Below are 19,194 nucleotides of genomic sequence, written 5' to 3'. Positions count from 1 at the left end.
TGCCGGATTTATGTTTCCTATTGCTATAGATTAGTTAAAGATGATTTTTTTGGTAACTGTCGCGCCATTTTCTAAAATAACTTTTACCAATAAAACTTGATTGCTAGATTGTAAGTTTGAAATCTGTAAATCATTAGAATCAATTTTATTGTTAGTGTAAAGCGACTGTCCGCCTATGTTATAAATCTGTACTTCACTGATATTTTGGACAGCAGAATTTACATTTATGATTTTAGATTTAACAGAAACCAATACACCGTCCTCGCTATTTTCAAAATCATCAACTCCCAATGTTTTATTAGTGTAACGCATTACAAAACGGCTGTTGAATGTTCCTGCAGCAGATGTAAAGGTATAATCTGCAAGACGCAGGTTGGTTATCTTTCCAGTTGTTTTGTCTTCTAAATAAATATCCTGTCCGTTATTGAAAATTCCGTCTGCGTGATCAATTGAAATTGTGTAATCGCCTTGTTTTGCAACCATGTATCCAAACGTAACGACATCTGTATTAACAAAAGGAAGCGTGCGTCCCTGAATCACTAATTTTTTAGATGAATTAATACTGTAAAAATCCACAAGGGTGTTTGAAGACATTGATACAGCATCGAAATCAGCATCCAGTGTATTGGTTGCTCCAGTTGCGTATCCTACCAGAATTTGTTTGAAAACATCTTTTTTATCGGATATATTTAGCCAGATACGATGTCTTTCAACACTTGATTCAGCCGTTTTAAAGAATTGACTGTTATTACCTGCTTCACGCTGTTTGTTGTTATAGACTATTGTAGTTGTCGGAGGTTTAATAATAAAGCCCTGAGCTACACCAATATAGCCATCAAAAGAGATTCCATTACCCACCTCGATACTTCCCATACTATTAACTGCGATAAAATCATCGTTGTAATGATATAGTCCGTCAGCACCCTTCTGCGGAAGATTTACGTGTGCCCAGAAATACAATGTTCCAACACCTGAATTATCTGCTAAAAATTGAGCAGCGCTTATGGCAGAAGGATAAGGATTTCCAATCAGGTTCCATTTCCCAGGTGCAACAGTAATGTTGATATCCCCGTTATTAGGAATACCTTTGAAAACAGCTTTAAATTCTTCTCTATCTGTTATCGAAAAAGTTTGGGGAGCCCTGATGCTGTAACCGAAACCAGTAAGCATGTCTTTTTTTCCATAATTAATAACTTCCCATGTTGATGCTGTACCAGTGGTATTAAGGTAGAAATATTTATCATATAAAGTCAGCGGAGATAAATTGTACATTTGAAAATCCTTTTTTTCAACTGGCATTGACCAGTAAGTTGCATCATAACGACGCATTAAAGTTTTTCTCTGAATTTCGAAAGAGTCTGTATCTCCTGAAAACATATTTTTACTGGTAGAAGTTTGGAATAAGGATCCGCCGCTTTCTATTAGCAATTTTCCTCCAGTTTTTACTGTAATATCTTCATCAACTGTTAATGTAACCCCCTCTTTTACTGTTAAAGTATAATTTGGATTAACTGTACAAGAACAAACTGTAAGGTCTGAGGTTAATGTAACATTGGAATTGATTTCTATTCCAGAACCAGGGGTTGGAGTTCCTGTTCCATCATAAACAGTTGGAACTGGTACAAAATTTACAGCTATATTAGCATTTCCGCCTCTTTCTCCTAAACGAATCTCAACTTCTGAAGCTGAATTTAATACATAAACTCCAACATTGCTTAAAGCTGTAGTGTAGCCATTTTGAAGATAAATTTGCTGTCCATTAAGATAGATTTCTCCAACATCATCACATTTAGCTAACTGAATTTGATAGCGTCCACATGGAAATCCTTTACGTTTATAAGTAACAGTAAAATCATCATCGCTGATTGGTGCCCCTTGCCATCCTGAATAAGCAGAAGGTGATTTTGAAGAGTTCCAGTAAGTCTCTGAATTTACATTGGTAAGAGGATCTACATACATTCCAGCGTATGAATTAGCAGGAATATTCACTTTCGTGTTTGTTCCGTTACCTGTAATGTTAAGAGTAGTAAAACCATAAACATTCCATTTCTTATCACCAAATGGAAGTGCAGGATCACCTTTTATAGGTGCATAAGAGAATGATACTCTTGATGATCCGGCATTTTCATAATATTCTAAAAGAAAAGTATGTGTTCCTGCGGTCAAATTACGTAGTGCGGCATATTTTGCATAACTATTACTTCCTCCCCATCCAGTAGTAAGTCCTGTAATTAAACTTCCGTCAATATATAATCTTACGCCATCATCAGCTCCAATTGTAAAATTGTAGATTTCTTCAGTACTGATATTAACCTGCATGTAGTAGCGAACTAAGAAATAGTTGCTTGGAACTGTACCGCAAAAGTTATTTGGCTCAGCGGTTGCGTCTCCGGTAATAGTTCCTTCACCAACGTTTCTGTCAAAATTTGCTTTTTCAGCTACAGAACCAACATAAGTAGTTGTTGCTGGCGTGCCACCGTTTGCAAAAGTGTATACATATCCTTTCCAGTAATTAATTCCTGGAGTTGTAGAACCTACACAAGGAGGAGCTGTTACTGTAACAAATACAGCTGCTGAAGAATAAGTACTTCCGTTTGAAAGCGTATATACAAATGAAGTTTCTCCCACAAAACCATTAGCAGGTGTAAAGATTATGTTTTCACCACTTACAGTTGCAGTTCCATTTGTTGATTGAGTCGAAATGACGATTGGCTGTAAAGGAAGACTACCACGAATATCATTATCTAAAACAGGAATTGTTACCGCCTGATTAGCAACTGTTGTTGCGGTATCATAATTAGCAGTCAATGTATTAATATCGGATAATATTCCTTCTATTGTTGGCCCTAATTCACCTCCATTGTCATGAATTAGATGATAATCAGTATAACCTGTGGTATTGTCATATACATAAAGACGAATATAAACAGATTGATTTTGAGTAGCTACCACTCCAGCTGGGAAGTTTGCACTTACAGTTGTTTGTGTATCAATAACAGCATTGGTTTCAGTGATAAGTGCAATTCCATTTCCAGGGAATGATGGGTCAGTTGAGTATCTTACTTGATATTTTTTTGGTCCTGAATCATTGTTTGAAGGTGAATTATAAGTAAATTTAAATTTAGTTAAATCTAATTTATAACCTGCTTTAGGGGCTACGCTTACTTGAACATATTTAGAATAGTCTAGAGTTGAAGGGATATTGTTAACTCTAAATTCACCATATGTTGGACCAAATGACATACCAGTTGCAGAGATATTTGAAGCAGTAACATTGGTGTCAGAAACTGCTGCAGTTGGTTGTTGTGATAATCCATTCCAGATCACAAGACTTGGAGTAAATTCCTCAACATTTATAAACACAGTAGCTGTAGACGATTTTGTCGAATTGGAAATCGTGTAAGTAAAAAATGTTGCTCCAGTAAAATTATTTCCAGGATTAAAAGTAAAACTTCTATCTGGGTTTATTGATACCGTTCCTTGTCCAGATGCTGGCTGTGTAACAGAAACATTTGTAATAGCACTTGTTCCAGGGGTATCATTATTTAAGGCGTTTATTGTAATAGATCTGTTTTTCTTAGTGCTTACATTGTCATCATTTGCATTTATATCGCTGGCATCGTAGTTTAAAACAGTTCCTGTAATGGTTGGTACTGTGTTTCCATTTGCAGTTACTATCGTATGTGAGTTTGCTAAAAAGATAGGAGCTCCTAGATTACCATAAACCTTTAATTTATACCCATAAATTCTAATAGTTAAGGTTTCGCCAGCTGTTAATGTAAGATTGGCTAAACTTAGGGATTTGTTCACTTTTCCTGTAGTAGTAGGTTCATCTAAAAGTAAAGTGCTAGTTGCAAAATTATCTTTTGAGTAGTGTACCTGATATCTCTGAACATCTACTTGAGATTCTCCATTATAAGTAAAATTGAAAGCATTTAGTTTCAGTTTGTAACCTGTTTTTGCTGTAGCCGAAACCTGAAAATATCTATCGTCATCTTTAGCAAAATTAGTAGTCCATCCAGTTCCTTTAAAACCCTCGTAATCAATAGGTGTTACAGTCGATTTTGATCCCGAAACTAAATCATTTCCTGTAATTGCAGCAGGATTACTAACAGTTGCTGTGGACGTTGTAGTTCCTTTCCATTCCACAAGAGGATTAATGGTTGGAGCTGTTAAAGTTACATTTACAGTAGCTGTTGATGTATTTGTGCCGTCACCAATTGTATAAGTAAAAGAGGTTGCTCCTGTAAATGCTGGGGTTGGTGTAAACTTAATTGTTCTGTCTGAATTTACAACTGCAGTTCCATTTGCTGATGGAGTGGCAATTGTTACCGAAGAAATTGGATTCGTTGCTTGTGTGTCATTTGACAAAACATTGATTATTGTAAAATTATTTTGAGTACTTGTTGCGGTATCATCATTTGCTTTTATGGTTGGTACATAAGTGCTGACTTTTCCAATAATAGTTGGAGTATAGAAACTACCGTTGTTAACATCAGGATGTGATGACAATAGTGACCAGCGAGCTCCGCTCCAAGAATTTCCTCGGTCATAACCGTAAAAACGAATGTACATAGTTTCTCCAGGTAAAAGGAATACACCAGTTGGGAAATTTACATCAACATTAGTTTTGCTATACGAAGGAATTTGAACATCTGATAATAAAGTTCCATTTGATGGGAATGAACTTTCTTTAGAATATCTAACCTGATATTTTCTAGGGCCTTGCGAACCATCGTAAGGGAAGTAGGCATATTTTAACGATGCCAAGTCAACTTTGTATCCGGCATCTGCTTTAATAGCAATCTCAATGTAAGTTGAACTGCTGATAAAATTTCCAACAGGCCATTCTGTTCCAGTGAAACCAGCGTAATTTAGTGTGCTAAAATTTGTCCCAGTAATAGCTGGAGCCGTTATGTGAGAAGCATAAAGTGTTGCGCTATTATCATTTGGTTTATCCCATTTCACCAATTCAACATTTTGGGAAAATCCCAAAAAAGGCAATAAAAATAAAATTAAAAGTAGAGTTTTTTTCATACTAGATCTTTTTCTATCAGTTTGTTATGCTGGCATAATAATTACTGCCCGCGCAAATATATACACATCTACGAGCGAGAAATAGTTCAAGTTTTTAGAAAGGGTGTTTTTTCGATGATATGTTAAAATACTCGACGAAATACATTAAAAATTTTAATGTTCGCCAAATATTCTTATAAAATGTTAAAAAATAATATAGGAATAATCGTAAATTTTAACATTTTTCAACGTGCTTTTTTGAGATTTTCGACTAAAAAACGTCGTGTTTGATATAAATTCTTCAAAAAAGGAATATTTTACAACCAAAAGTTGTTAGAAGTTCTGTAAGGAATTTATAGTGCTTTTTTAGGCGATAAAAATGATTTTGAAGGAGTTAACACGAGCTCTTTTTTGAAGTAAAAGTGATAATCTAGTTTTGTTCTAATTCTTGAACTTTTTCGTAAACCAAATTACTTTCATAACCTCTTCGAAGGATATAGTCGCAAAACTTTTTACGCTTTTTTAAGAGGTTGGTTTCGGTCAAATTGTTCCAAGTTTTTTCAGTTAGGCGTTCAAAAGTTTCAAAATATTCTTCTGGAGTGATTTCTTTTAAAGCCAAAGTGATGTTCGTCGATGATATGTGTCTCGCTTTTAGTTCGTTTGTAATTCTAATCTTACCCCACTGTTTGATTCGATGCTTGCCTCGGGCAAAACTGCAGGCAAAACGAGTTTCGTTAAGAAAATTCCCCTCTATTAGCTGAACGACGATGGTGTCAATCTCGTCAGAAGTCATTTTTAAACTATACAATTTTTCGACAACTTCGTCATGACAGCGCTCCTGATACGCACAAAAATGCTCTAATTTTTGTAAAGCTTCTTTGATAATGAAATTGTATTTCGTCGGTTTTTTCATTCGTTTTAACGATTAAATGTAATAGTAATCAATTAGTTGTAAAATAATTCTAAAATTTGTTAAAATATTATAAAAAGAAATAAATTATAACCTTGTGTATTAGGCTAATTTAGATATTTTTGTACGAGAATTTAACAGTTTTCCGATTCTGCTTAAAATCAGAATTTTAACACTTTAGATTCGAGTTAAAAACCAAAGACCCCAATACTTCGTATGTAAGAAATATTGTCTTTTTTGCTTTTTAGCAGCCAAAAACAAATTTAAAACAAATACCTACTGAATATGATGAGAAAACTACTTTACTCGTTTTTATTTTTTATTTTTTTACATACTGCCAGTTCTGGGCAGGTTTTATGGAATAACAATATCGATGGTAATAATCCAGGAAATACTACAGGTCAGTATACAACAGGTCAAATAGTCGTCCCAGGTATTACCGTTTCTGGAATTTCAAAATCAGGAGTGACTGGTGCGAGTGGAGCTGATCGATATAATACTTCTGGATGGAGTGGAACCTCTATTAATACAAGTAATTATTTTGAATTTACAATAACGCCAAATTCTGGGAATACAATAAATTTTCTTAGTCTTGTTTATAGTGCACAAGCTTCTAGTAGTGGGAATGGGTCAGCAAATGTTTCTAGTTTTGCGATAAGATCGAGTATAGATGGATATACTAATAATATTGCAACTCCAGGATTGTCAGGTGGAACTATTCCATTAACAGGAACTTCATTTCAAGGTGTTGTAGGTTCAATAACTTTTAGAATCTACGCTTGGGGAGGAAATGGAACAAGACAATACAGTATTAATGATTTCACATTCAATGGTACAGTTTGTTTTCCAACTACTACTACCTCAGCCACAATTTGTCAGGGAGGTTCAGGGATTTTAGCTGCTTCCTCAAGTGGAGCAACTACAGGAAATACATTTTCTGGATCTTGGAATGCAAATATTGATCCAGTTGCGCCGAGGCCTGTGAGTAGTGTAATAAATTCTTCTCCTTGTGGATTTGATAATACGATTGTAAGAAATTATACATCAGTGAATTTTACAGTTAATACAAGTGGTTCTTATACTTTCAAGATGACTGATAATAATAACTACGATGGTATGGCTTATATTTATTCGGGTTCTTATAGCCCTGGAAATTGTTCAGGAACAGGAACGTGGATAGGGTCTGATGATGATACAGCTCCTGAGACTGAACCGAGATTGACTGTAAATTTAACAGCGGGTACAGTTTATACTTTGATTTCAACAACTTGGTCAGGAAGTTCAGGGGCCTATTCAGGTAATTATACATGGACCGTAACACCTCCATCAGGGGGGCAGGTTACTTTATCACCAATTTTATGGTATAACTCTGGAGGAACATTGATTGGCGGAGGTTCTCCTTTTAATCCTGTGGGAGTTGCTGGTGGATTGGCAGATACTAATACACTAGGAACAACTACTTTTTATGCTTCTTCTGGTGGAACAGCATGTACTAGAACACCAGCAACTTTTACAATTAATGGAAATAATACTCCAATTTCTCAAATAGGATCTACTTATTCATTTTGTGTTGATTCAAATAATACACAGACAACAGCAAATATAAGTGCTGGTCAGTACGCATTGTTAAATGTTATTCAAGGATATACTTATACATTTCAAGTTGGAGATATTTTTTCAGGGAATAATGAAAAAATAAATATTTTGAATGCGACAACAGATGCAGATGTTTCACCTGCAGCAACCAATACTGGTAGTACTGGAGCTACTATTACTAATTGGGTTGCACCTTATTCAGGACAGGTAAAGGTTGTTGTATCTACAGGCAGTTGTTCTAATAATGGAATTACGGGAACTGGAGGGTTAACTCTTTCTTTAATTTCAGTTGGAAATACTTTAGACGACCAGACATTAGCAGGTACAACAGATAATACTTGGAGAGGACATATTTATAATTGGACAAGTGCTACGACACCTCCTGGAGGTACTTCACCCACTTCTGTAACTACAACAACTCCTTTTAGTGGAGCAGAATATGTAGGTTATTATAATGAAGCAGGAGAGTCTATCACACAAAGTTTTGGAGGTAATGATGTATGTTTTCCTGTTCTTTCAGGTGGAGTTCAGAGAGGTTCTATTCGTACAGAACAATTTGCGGTACGTTATAGAATGAAATCAACAAAAACCGGCTGTTATTTGATTACGGTGAGAGGTGATGACGGTGTTAGATTGTATATTGACGGTGTAAGGGTTGCCAACGAATGGCGGGAACAATCGGCTACAACTTATTCAAATGTATTTGTAAATCTTACAGGAAGTAGTGTACTGGTACTTGATTATTATGAAAACTCTGGAAGTAACGTAGTAGAATTTAGTATGACGCCTTTTAATGCCAGTTCTAATACAATAACTGCACCAGCAACGACTACTGTTTGTAGCGGTACTACTCCTGGCCTAATAGACGGATCTTCTTATCAATATAATGGTACTGCAGTAAATCCTACTGTAAGATTTCAATGGGAATCTGCAGCAAGTGCTGCGGGACCATGGTCAAACGTTACTACTGGTACAGGAATGACTAGTGAAGATTATACGCCAGCGGCTATTACAGGTAATGCGACTCAAAATATTACTTATTATAGAAGAACTGTAACTTCGGCTACGAGTGCGTCGTGTTCATACAGCAGCGATCCAATTTCTATTACGACAAATCCAGCGGCAACTTTGACAAGGTCAGGTGGCGCTGGATCGCAAACAGTTTGTTCAGGATCTGCAATTACAAGCATTGTTTATACCTTTGGAGGAGGCGCTACTAGTGCAAGCGTCAATAATCTTCCAGCAGGTTTGACTTCAAGTATAAGTGGAAATGCATTGACAATAAGTGGGACGCCAACAGCAGGTGGAACTTACACTGTTACAACAACAGGACAAGCATCTCCGTGTACTGCTACTACCGCAAATGGTACAATTACAGTAAATCCAGCGGCTACTTTGGTATTAACAAGTGGAACAGCATCACCTACAGTTTGTCCAGGTACAGCAATAACAAACATAGTATATACTTTTGGAGGAGGAGCAACTGGTGTAAATGTCACAGGTCTTCCTGCTGGTTTGACTTCAAATGTAAGCGGAAGTACAGTCACAATAAGTGGTACTCCTACAGCAGGAGGAACTTACAGTGTCGCTACTACTGGGCAGACAACACCATGTACTCCTGCAAGTTTAGGTGGAACAGTAACTATTAATTCTGTTCACACTATAACATCAGGAGCGAATCGAAATGTTTGTCAAAACAATACAATGACTAACATAACGATGACTTTAGGAGGAGGAGCTACTGGAGCAACTATTACAGGATTGCCTGCCGGAGTTACATATTCAGTTAGTGGGACTACTTTAACAATTAGCGGAACACCAACAGTTACAGGTCAATTTACTTATAATGTTGCAACAACGGGAAATTCTTGTGCTGCGGCTACTACGAGTGGGACTATAAACGTTGGAATTGGAAATAATACCATTTCATATTCAAATGGTACATCAGGATCAGTTTGTGGATTCGCATCAGAAAATGGAACTGTAAATTTTGTTGCTCCATCTGGTACTTATTTTAATACTGTTCAATTTGCTAGTTATGGTTTGCCAGATGGTAATTGTGGTGCATATTCAATTGGAAGTTGTCATTCTAATACGAGCCAGTCAGCAACAGAAACGCGTCTTTTAGGAAATTCTAATACCGTTTCTTTCTTAGCAAGTAATGGAGTTTTCGGAGATCCATGTGTTGGCACTGTTAAAAACTATAAAGGATATGCGTCTTATTCTATGCCAATATGTGCAGGAACAACACCTGGTACTATAATAGGAAGTGATCCAATTGGAGGTAGTACCTATAGTTATGAGTGGCAGAGTAGTACATCGGCAACTGGGACTTTTACTCCTATTGCAAGTAGTAATACTAAAGATTACGCACCAGGAATTTTAACGCAAAGCACATATTATAGAAGAGTAGTAACTTCAAATGGGTGTTCTAGTACATCGGCAATTGTTTTGATAAAAGTTAATCCGCTACCTACATCAAATGTTAGTGGTACAACTCCAATTTGCAACGGTGGAAGTACGACAGTTTCTGTTGCATTAACAGGAACTGCACCTTGGAATTTGACATATTCAGATGGTTCAGCTTCTACAAATGTTAATAATATCACAGCAAGTCCATATACATTTAGTGTTAATCCTACAAGTACAAAGACTTATACAGTTACTGCATTATCTGATGCAAATTGTACGTCTGTTGCAGGAGGTAGAACAGGAAGTGCTGTAATTACAGTAAATCCACGACCTACAGCAACTATAAGCGGTACAACAACGACATGCTACGGTACAAGTACACCAGTTTCTGTTCAATTTACAGGAACAGGACCTTGGAATATATCATACACATATGGAAGTGTTTCGGGTACTTTTTCTACTAATTCAAATCCATACAATGTAAATGTTAATCCAACGAGTACAACAACTTATTCTATTACAGCTTTAAGTGATGCTAATTGTACAGCAATAGCATCTGATATATCGGCAGGTGCTACTATAACCGTTCGTCCTCAATTTACTGCAGGAGCAATTCAGGGAACAGGACAAACAATTTGTTATGGACAGAATCCTTCTCAAATTGGAAATACTACAGCTGCAAGCGGTGGTGATGGAACAATTACTTATCAATGGCAGAGTAGTACAGATGCTGCATTTACCACACCAACGACAATTTCAAGTAATACTCTTACTTATACACCACCAGCTGGATTGACAGTAAATACATGGTACAGACGTCAGGCAAAAGACGGAACTTGTAGCGCATTTACAAACTCTACAAATGCCTGGGCTGTAACCGTTCGCTCTCAATTTACAGCAGGGGCAATTCAAACAACTGGAGAAACAATTTGTTCTGGACAAAATCCTTCTCAAATTGGAAGTACTACAGCTGCAAGTGGTGGCGACGGAGTAATTACTTATCAATGGCTGGCAGATGGAGTTAATATAACAGGTGCAAATAGCGCCACATATACACCTCCAGCAGGATTAACCACAACAACGACATATACAAGATCAGCACACGATGGAACTTGTAATACCGGTTCGACATTATCAACGGGAAGTTGGACAGTTACGGTACGTCCATTACAAACAGCCCCATCAAAAACTATAACACACGTAAACTGTTTAGCGCAAGGAAAAGTAATTTTAGGAAATCTGCCTTCGTCTGGTGCTTATCAAATTAATCAGACAGGGGATGCATCAGCAACTATAAATATTGCAAGTTCTACGGGAACAACTTATGAAGTAACAGGTTTAGCAGTGGGAACTTATTATTTTACAGTTCAAACAGGAACGACTTGCGCGTCAGCACAAACGGAGGTGATTGTTTTAGATCAATCTTCAACTACATGGAATGGAGCAAGCTGGTCAAACGGACCTCCTACCAGTTCTAAAAGTGTTATTATAAATTCTGCGCTTGGTAATCCTTTGGCAGCGGATATTGATGCATGTTCACTTACGATTAATGTTCCAAATGGTCCATCAGATCCAGACCTTATTGTTCCTGACGGAGTAACTTTAAATATTACCAATATAGTAACATCAAATGGTAAACTCGTTTTTAAAAGCGGAGCCAGTCTAAAACAGAAAGATAATGTGGCGAATGTGGGAGAAATAGTCTATGAAAGACAGACTTTTGTACGCCGTTACGATGCAACCTACTGGTCAATGCCGGTTGAAAAAGCAGGTTTTCAAATGTACAATTTATCTCCGCTGACTTTATTCGATAAATATTTCCATCTTAATACCACCGGCACTGCATCAGCCTGGGAAATTATTTATAACGGAACAAAGGATATGCTTACCGGTTACGGCTACAGCATAAGGGCTCCCCAGACTGTTTCATTAACAGATAGAGAAAATTTTACAGCAGTATTCACAGGTGTTCCTAATAACGGTGATTACAATGTAATTGTCGCTCCCGGCAAATGGAACCTGATCGGAAATCCATATCCTTCTGCCATAAATTCGGCCCAGTTTTTAGCCGATAATTCAGGGGTTGGAACATTGTATTTCTGGGCACACGTAAATCTTCCAGTGAAAGGTGCAGATGGATTATTTCATTACAACGATGACTTCGTTGCGGTTAACAGCATGGGGAATATCGATGTCGGCAATGGAACTACTTTTGACGGGTATATCGGGGCTGCTCAGGGGTTCATCATAAAACCGCCGACAAATACGATAGTTTTCAACAACGGCCAGCGAGAAAAAGGCGAGAATTCACAGTTCTTTAAAACTACCGCATCAGGCATTGAAAGACACCGCATCTGGCTGAATATGTCCGATAAGAAAGATGTCTTCAAGCAGGTTCTTGTCGGGTATGCTACAGGAGCAACCAACACACTGGATACTGATTTCGATGCGGTATCAATGTCAGCAAATACTCTGGCAGATTTTTACAGCATCAATTCGTCTAAAAAATTAATCATACAGGGACGTGCACTTCCTTTTGTTGATACAGATGTTGTTACGTTTGGATACATGGTTGCAAAACAAGGCGATTATACTATTTCAATCGATCATGCAGACGGAATTTTCAATAACGGCCAGGATGTTTTTTTAGAAGATAAAACAACTGGAAAAACAACCAACCTGCGTCTTGCAGATTACACCTTTACATCTGTGGCAGGAACATTCAACAGCCGTTTTGTAATACGTTACACGGACAAGACATTAGGAGTTGATGATGTTGAAAGTTTAGAAAATAGTGTTTTAGTTTCTGTAAAAAATAAAGTAGTAAAAATTACTTCTTCAAAAGAAACAATAAGGGACGTGAACATTTTTGATATTGGTGCACAGTTACTGTATAATAAAAATAATGTGAATTCATCAGAATTGCAGATTTCGAATTTACAATCAAGTGATCAAGCATTATTGGTGAAGATTACTTTAGAAAACGGTCATTCATTTACTAAGAAAATTATTTATAGTAATTTGTAAAATAGTACATCCGATAAATTTAAAAAGTCCATTCATTTTATGAATGGACTTTTTTATTGAAATATCCCTAAATCTTGGTATTGTGCTTTTTCGTAATACTTTATAATTTTAGTTTAATACTTACAAATATTAACTTTTATTATATCGTTATGATTAAAAAAATACTTTATTTACAAGTTTTAGTTCTTTTTGTATTTATTAATGAAAGCCTTTTTGCCCAGCAAGGTAAAGTAGACATTACTTTTAATACAAAAGATGACGGACAAAATGGGGACGGATTTAATGCTCCGGTAAGAACACTTCTCTTACAAAAAGATGGAAATTTAATTGTAGGAGGTGAATTTTTAAATTTAAATGGATCACCCGTTACCTATCTTACGCGCTTGAATCCTGACGGATCAGTTGATGACAGTTTCAATACTGGTACAGGTTTCAACGGTAAAGTTTATGCGTCTTATTTACAAGAAGATGGTAAAATTATTCTAGGGGGAAGTTTTACAAATTATAATGGAGTTAGTGCTGGAAGGCTTATTCGTTTAAATCCTGATGGTTCCTATGATGGCAGTTTTGATACAACTGTTGGGGCAGCTGGAGTAACAGTTGCCGCTACAGCAATTGTTTATGATATCGCCATGCAGGAAGATGGTAAAATAATAATTGTGGGAAGCTTTGCAAAATATAATGCCACTACAGTTAATAGAGTGGCACGTATACTTCCGAATGGAAAGCTAGATTCCTCATTTTCTACAGGCAACGGTTCGGCTCTAAATATCACCCATGTCCGCATAACACCTAACAATAAAATAATCCTAACAGGTAATTTTGCTAAATTCAATACTACTGCCGCAAATAAGATAATCCAGCTTCATGAAAATGGTAGTGTTGATGAAAGTTTTAACTATGGAAATGGATTTGATGATGATGTAAATGCCATTGCTTTACGTCCTGATGGGAAAATTATTTTGGGTGGAAATTTTACCACTTACAATGATATTTCGGCAAACAGAATAGTCTGTTTAAATGAAGATGGAATCATAGATGAGAGTTTTCAAACAGGTACAGGTTTTAGTAAAGAAGGTGTTCAGGTAATAAAAACCAATGGCAATGGAGATGTTATGATTGGAGGATCTTTCACAGGTCTTTACAATAATAAGACGGTAAATAGACTGGTATTTCTAAATGCTGATGGAACATTGAAATCAGATTTTGATATTGGTTCAGGACCGGCCTCGGCTTCAGTTTTAAGTTTAGAATTTGATGAAGAAGGTTCTTGGTATATTGGCGGTTCTTTCTCTGTTTTTGATGGATTAAATCAAGGACGATTGGCTAAGGTTGATAATCAAGGAGAACACGATACCTCGTATTTGTCTTCAGGAATTGGTTTTGACAATTCAGTTTTCAGCATTTTGCCTCTGCCAGATGGGAAGAGTATTGTTGGAGGAAATTTTAAAAAATTTAATGGAGAAATAGCTTCAAGAATTACTTGTCTTTTAGAGAATGGTTCTAATGATGAAAGCTTTAATGATAAAGGTTTGGGAGCCAATAATCTGATTAAGACGACAGTCTTACAAGCAGATGGAAGAATAATCTTAGCTGGTAATTTCACGAAATACAATGATAAAACGATTAACAGAATTGTTAGAATTAATGAAAATGGACAAATTGATGAATCTTTTAACATAGGAGGAGGATGTAATGGACAGGTTTATTCTTTAGCAATTCAAACCAATCAAAAAATTATAGTCGCAGGAAATTTTACAAAATATAATGGATTGGAAGTGAATTCTGGAAGAATTGTAAGATTGCTTATGAGTGGATTAATAGACCCAGATTTTAATACTGGATCCGGTGCAGATGGAATTGTTGAAACGGTAATGATACAACCCGATGGAAAAATTTTGATAGGAGGACATTTTAAAACTTTTAACGGTTTTCCTTTTGCAGGTTTAGTACGTTTAAATTCTGATGGAAGTATTGATAATAGTTTTAAGATTCATGATGGCTTTGATAAATATGTTTATGCATTAGCAATACAGCCTGATAACAAAATAATTGTTGGTGGATCGTTTTTAACTTTCAATGGAGTTTCCCAAAAAAGGATTCTTAGATTAAACAATGATGGAAGTCTTGATTCAACTTTCGAATCTGGAACAGGTTTTAGTAAAGGAGATGTGCGAAGTATTTTATTACAGCCGGACGGAAAAATACTTTTAGGCGGAACTTTTTCGGGTACTTATAAAAATGCTATCGTTTCAAGACTTATTCGATTGATGCCATCAGGAAGTTATGATAATTCTTTTGAAGCAGATTTAAATAATACGCTTTTCACAATGAATTTTACAAAAAATTATAGATTATTAATTGGAGGTAATTTTAATGCTGTTTCTAACATTACAAAACATAGAATTGCTCGTTTAAAACTTTGCGTCGATGCAACAACTTGGAACGGAATTTCATGGTCAAACGGTTTTCCTTCGGCTGGAAAAGAGGTGTATTTCAAAGAAAATTATCCAAATTTAACAGCAGCAAACATTTGTAGTTGTACTATTGATGAAGGTAAAAAGGTTGTATTGTTAAAGAATAACACCTTAGGGATAGAATTTGCATATACAGGTTTGGGAACTCTGGTTTTAGAAAATGCTGCCAGTTTATATCAAACAGATGATGATATCATAAACACTGGAATTATTCATCTAAAAAGAAAAACAACACCTGTTGTACGATATGACTTTACATTTTGGTCTTCACCAGTAAAGAATCAGAAGTTATTTGATTTTTCTCCAGAAACTCTTTTTGATAAATTTTATTGGTTTGATCCGCTTTTGGGCTGGATGATTAGTTATAGTGGAGGAATGATTATGATTCCTGGTCATGGTTACAATATTAGAGCACCGCAGACTTATTCTATTACTGAACGTGCAATATTCGAAGGTACTTTTAAAGGAATCCCAAATAATGGAAAAGTCGAAGTGAATTTTGAAAATGCAAATCGTTATTATTTGATTGGAAATCCTTACCCATCCGCAATCAGTGCAGATGCTTTTTTAAAGCATAATTTGGGAAAAACAAAAGGTGCCATTTACTTTTGGACACATAATGAACCGCCGTTTAATCTCAAGTATTCCAATGATAGTTATGCTGCTTATAACCTTTTAGGAGGTGTAGGAACAAGGGCAGCGCTGAACTCTGGTGTAAGTACTCAAACTCCAGATGGTAATATAGCTTCTGGACAAGGTTTTTTCATAAAAAGCAATACTGTTAGTATTTTGGAATTTAACAATAGTATGCGAATTTCGGGAAGTAATAGCACTTTTCTTAAACCTGCGGAAAAGATGGAGATGACAACTCAGGAAGAAAAGTATCGTTTTTGGTTAAATCTAAAGGATGAGAATAATGGATTTAGACAGATTTTATTGGGTTACGCAGACGAAGCTTCAAATGACTTGGACTTGATTTATGATGCTGAATTTTTAAGTTCAAATGAAGGACTGGATTTTTATAGCATTATTGAAAACAAGAAACTCGTTATCCAAGGAAGAGCAAAACCTTTGCTCAAAAGTGATTCAATTCGTTTGGGATATAAGGCGAATGAGAATGGAACTTTCTATTTAGAAATTGATCATCAGGACATTTTTTTTGATAGTGTTGCTGTTTTTTTATTTGATAAAACTTTAGACAAAGTTCATAATATTAGTAATGTACCCTACAAATTCATTTCGGAAGCTGGAACCTTCAATGATCGTTTTTCAATAATCTATACAGACAAAACTCTAGGAACTGAAAGAAATGAAAAAGAATTAGACAGTGCATTGATATCAGTTAAAAATCAAATAATAACCATTGAATCTTTGAATCAGAATCTTGAAAAAGTTGAAATTTATGATATTGCAGGAAATAGATTGTATAAAAAAGATAAAATAGACACGAAGAAGATAATCATTACTAATTTAAACTTTTCACATCAAGTTTTGTTAGTTAAGGTAATTCATGAAAATGGTGAAATGACTTCTAAAAAAGTGATTTTTTGATTCTATAAATATCTCATTAAGAAAAGATTTTAAGAAAGCCTTTTACAAATTTTGTAAAAGGCTTTCCGTGTTTTTAATATGTTTAAAATCAGTTAGTTGTTGTGATTTTTGTTTTAAATTAACAGTTTTTTCTTATTTTTTGTATTTTATTCGTTTTAGCTGTTAAAATTATATGTTTAATACTACATTGTGAATTAGTGTGTAAATAAAATCGTACCTTGTTATAGTTTTTAATCGATTAAGTGTAATAAAATTAGATTAAAAGCTAGTTTTTTATATGAGCTTAAGTTGATTTATGTTTTTTTAGAAAATGCAGTTTTAAGCTGTTTTTATCGGCTTTAATTAATTGAGAAAAAAATCACCTAAATTTTTTTCATTAGTTAATCTTGTTTGAGTTAGAATTTTTTTCAATTTAAAATACCACGATATGAAAAAAGATTTACTTACTACATTCAATTTCTTTAATCTTACGAAATTTCGAAAGCAAACTAAAGAAAAATTAAAATTTGTTTTCTTTCGAGACATTAAATACTTTCTGATTTTATTTTTAATTTTTTTTTCCAACACTTTGCAAGCTCAAACTACTAATACTTTTACTTCGAGTGGTTCATTTGTAGTTGCGGCTGGTCTTTCATCTGTAACTGCAGAATGTTGGGGAGCAGGTGGCGCTGGAGGAGGAAATAATAATGGCACTTCAGGAGGAGGAGGAGGTGGTGGTGGTTATAGCAAAGCTACAATCTCTGTGACTCCAAATACAACAATAAATTACACGGTTGGTGTCGGGCCTACAGGAACTACAGCAAGTGGTCTTGATGGACCTGCATCTATTTTTTCAACTGTAACTGCAAATGGAGGTAAAGGTGGAACAAGTGGTGGTCCAGGTATTGGTGGATTAGGTGGTGCAGGTATTACAACAGCTCCAGCTACTAATTTTTCAGGAGGAAACGGAGCTAATGGAAGTCTTGTTCTTGGAGCTGTATATTCAGGAGGGGGTGGAAGTAGTGCGGGTACTGCCTCAAATGGTAATCCTGGAATTGGATTGGGTGGTGGTGGAGCTGCTGTTGCAGGCGGAGGAGCCGGTGGTGCAGGTGTACTTTTAGCAGGAAATGGAGCCAATGGTGCTGTGCCAGGTGGTGGCGGTGGTGGCGGTTTGGTTTTGTTAGCTGGTAATTTTAATGGTGGAAATGGGGCAAATGGACAGATAAAGATAACTTATACATGTCCTACTTATAATATTACAGCAACAACAGCAAGTAATACTTGTGTAACTGATGGATATTCTTCAGTGCAAGTAACATCTACTACAACTCTTCTGCCTCAGGGAAATTATACGGTTACTTACAATCGCAGTAGTCCGTCTGCTACTGGATTAACTGTTGCAATGACCGTAAATGCTTCTGGTGTAGGAACTTTTACAGTTGGAGGATTTAGCACAGCTGGTGCAAGCAGTATATCTATAACAAGAATAGCATCCGGTACTTGCTCCTCAACACTTACGTTACCAAATACTGCATATACAGCAAATCTTACAGTTTTTCCAGCTAGTATTGGAGGATCAGTAACGGGAAATGCTACTATTTGTAGTGGGTCTACAAGTGGGACTTTAACATTGTCTGGACAAACAGGGACAGTTTTAAAATGGCAATCTTCTGTTAGTCCCTTTTCTACTTGGACAGATATTGCAAGTACAGCTGGTATTACTACTTACACTTCAGGCGCCTTAACACAAACAACTCAATTTAAGGCTGTAGTACAGAGTGGAACTTGTACTGCTATAGAGTCCAATCCTGTTACTATTACAGTAAATCCACTTCCTCAGGGAAGCTTAACGGCAAACGGTCCTTTCTGCGCGACGGGCACCGGACAGCTTACCTTTACGGCTACGTCAGGAACAGGACCTTATACTGTTGTCTATACAGAAAACGGCGGTGTGAACAGAACAGCGACAGGAGTTGTGAGCGGAACAGCTTTTACGCCTTTTACTACTCCCGTTACCGCATCGGCCACATACGCACTGGTTTCTGTTACCGATGCGAACTGTACCAGAAGTTCCGGCTTTACGGGCGGTTCAGCGGTTATCACGGTTAATCCTCTTCCACAGGGAAGCCTGACATCGGTAAGTCCCTTATGCGGATCGGGCACCGGACAGCTTACCTTTACGGCTACGGCAGGTACTGGTCCATATACGGTTGTCTATACAGAAAA

5 protein-coding genes are annotated in these 19,194 nt (G+C 36.2%); 3 read left to right on the top strand and 2 right to left on the bottom strand.

Annotation, left to right across the window (positions count from 1 at the left end):
* Window positions 1-30: 30 nt before the first annotated feature.
* Window positions 31-5,037 carry an Ig-like domain-containing protein gene (locus GSY47_RS20850; protein ID WP_219071524.1) on the bottom strand — a complete coding sequence of 1,669 codons (5,007 nt, stop codon included), beginning with the start codon at window positions 5,035-5,037 and terminating at the stop codon, window positions 31-33.
* 409 nt (window positions 5,038-5,446) lie between these two features.
* Window positions 5,447-5,929, bottom strand: a complete 483-nt coding sequence (locus tag GSY47_RS20845; protein WP_179002948.1) for a regulatory protein RecX — start codon at window positions 5,927-5,929, stop codon at window positions 5,447-5,449.
* A gap of 282 nt (window positions 5,930-6,211) precedes the next feature.
* On the opposite strand from GSY47_RS20845, the gene GSY47_RS20840 reads away from it, so the two are divergent.
* The 3 genes from GSY47_RS20840 to GSY47_RS20830 form a co-directional block, all read left to right on the top strand.
* On the top strand, window positions 6,212-12,961 hold the full coding sequence (locus tag GSY47_RS20840; protein ID WP_179002947.1) for a T9SS sorting signal type C domain-containing protein: 6,750 nt from the start codon (window positions 6,212-6,214) through the stop codon (window positions 12,959-12,961).
* 149 nt (window positions 12,962-13,110) lie between these two features.
* The gene (locus GSY47_RS20835) at window positions 13,111-16,989 is read left to right on the top strand and encodes a T9SS sorting signal type C domain-containing protein (protein ID WP_219071523.1); all 3,879 of its coding nucleotides are present in this window, start codon (window positions 13,111-13,113) and stop codon (window positions 16,987-16,989) included.
* 427 nt (window positions 16,990-17,416) lie between these two features.
* Window positions 17,417-19,194: glycine-rich domain-containing protein (locus GSY47_RS20830; protein ID WP_455429033.1), on the top strand; the 1,778-nt coding region annotated here is incomplete at its 3' end.

Origin of the sequence: Flavobacterium quisquiliarum (assembly GCF_019308285.1) — a bacterium.
GTDB classification, from domain to species: domain Bacteria; phylum Bacteroidota; class Bacteroidia; order Flavobacteriales; family Flavobacteriaceae; genus Flavobacterium; species Flavobacterium quisquiliarum.
The sequence above is the reverse complement of the archived record's forward strand: the minus strand, read 5'-3'. Positions and strand labels throughout refer to the sequence as shown.

Excerpts from the sequence above, each read along its gene's own strand:
- GSY47_RS20850 (WP_219071524.1), bottom strand. The coding sequence starts at position 5,037 with ATGAAAAAAACTCTACTTTTAATTTTATTTTTATTGCCTTTTTTGGGA.
- GSY47_RS20845 (WP_179002948.1), bottom strand. The coding sequence starts at position 5,929 with ATGAAAAAACCGACGAAATACAATTTCATTATCAAAGAAGCTTTACAA.
- GSY47_RS20840 (WP_179002947.1), top strand. The coding sequence starts at position 6,212 with ATGATGAGAAAACTACTTTACTCGTTTTTATTTTTTATTTTTTTACAT.
- GSY47_RS20835 (WP_219071523.1), top strand. The coding sequence starts at position 13,111 with ATGATTAAAAAAATACTTTATTTACAAGTTTTAGTTCTTTTTGTATTT.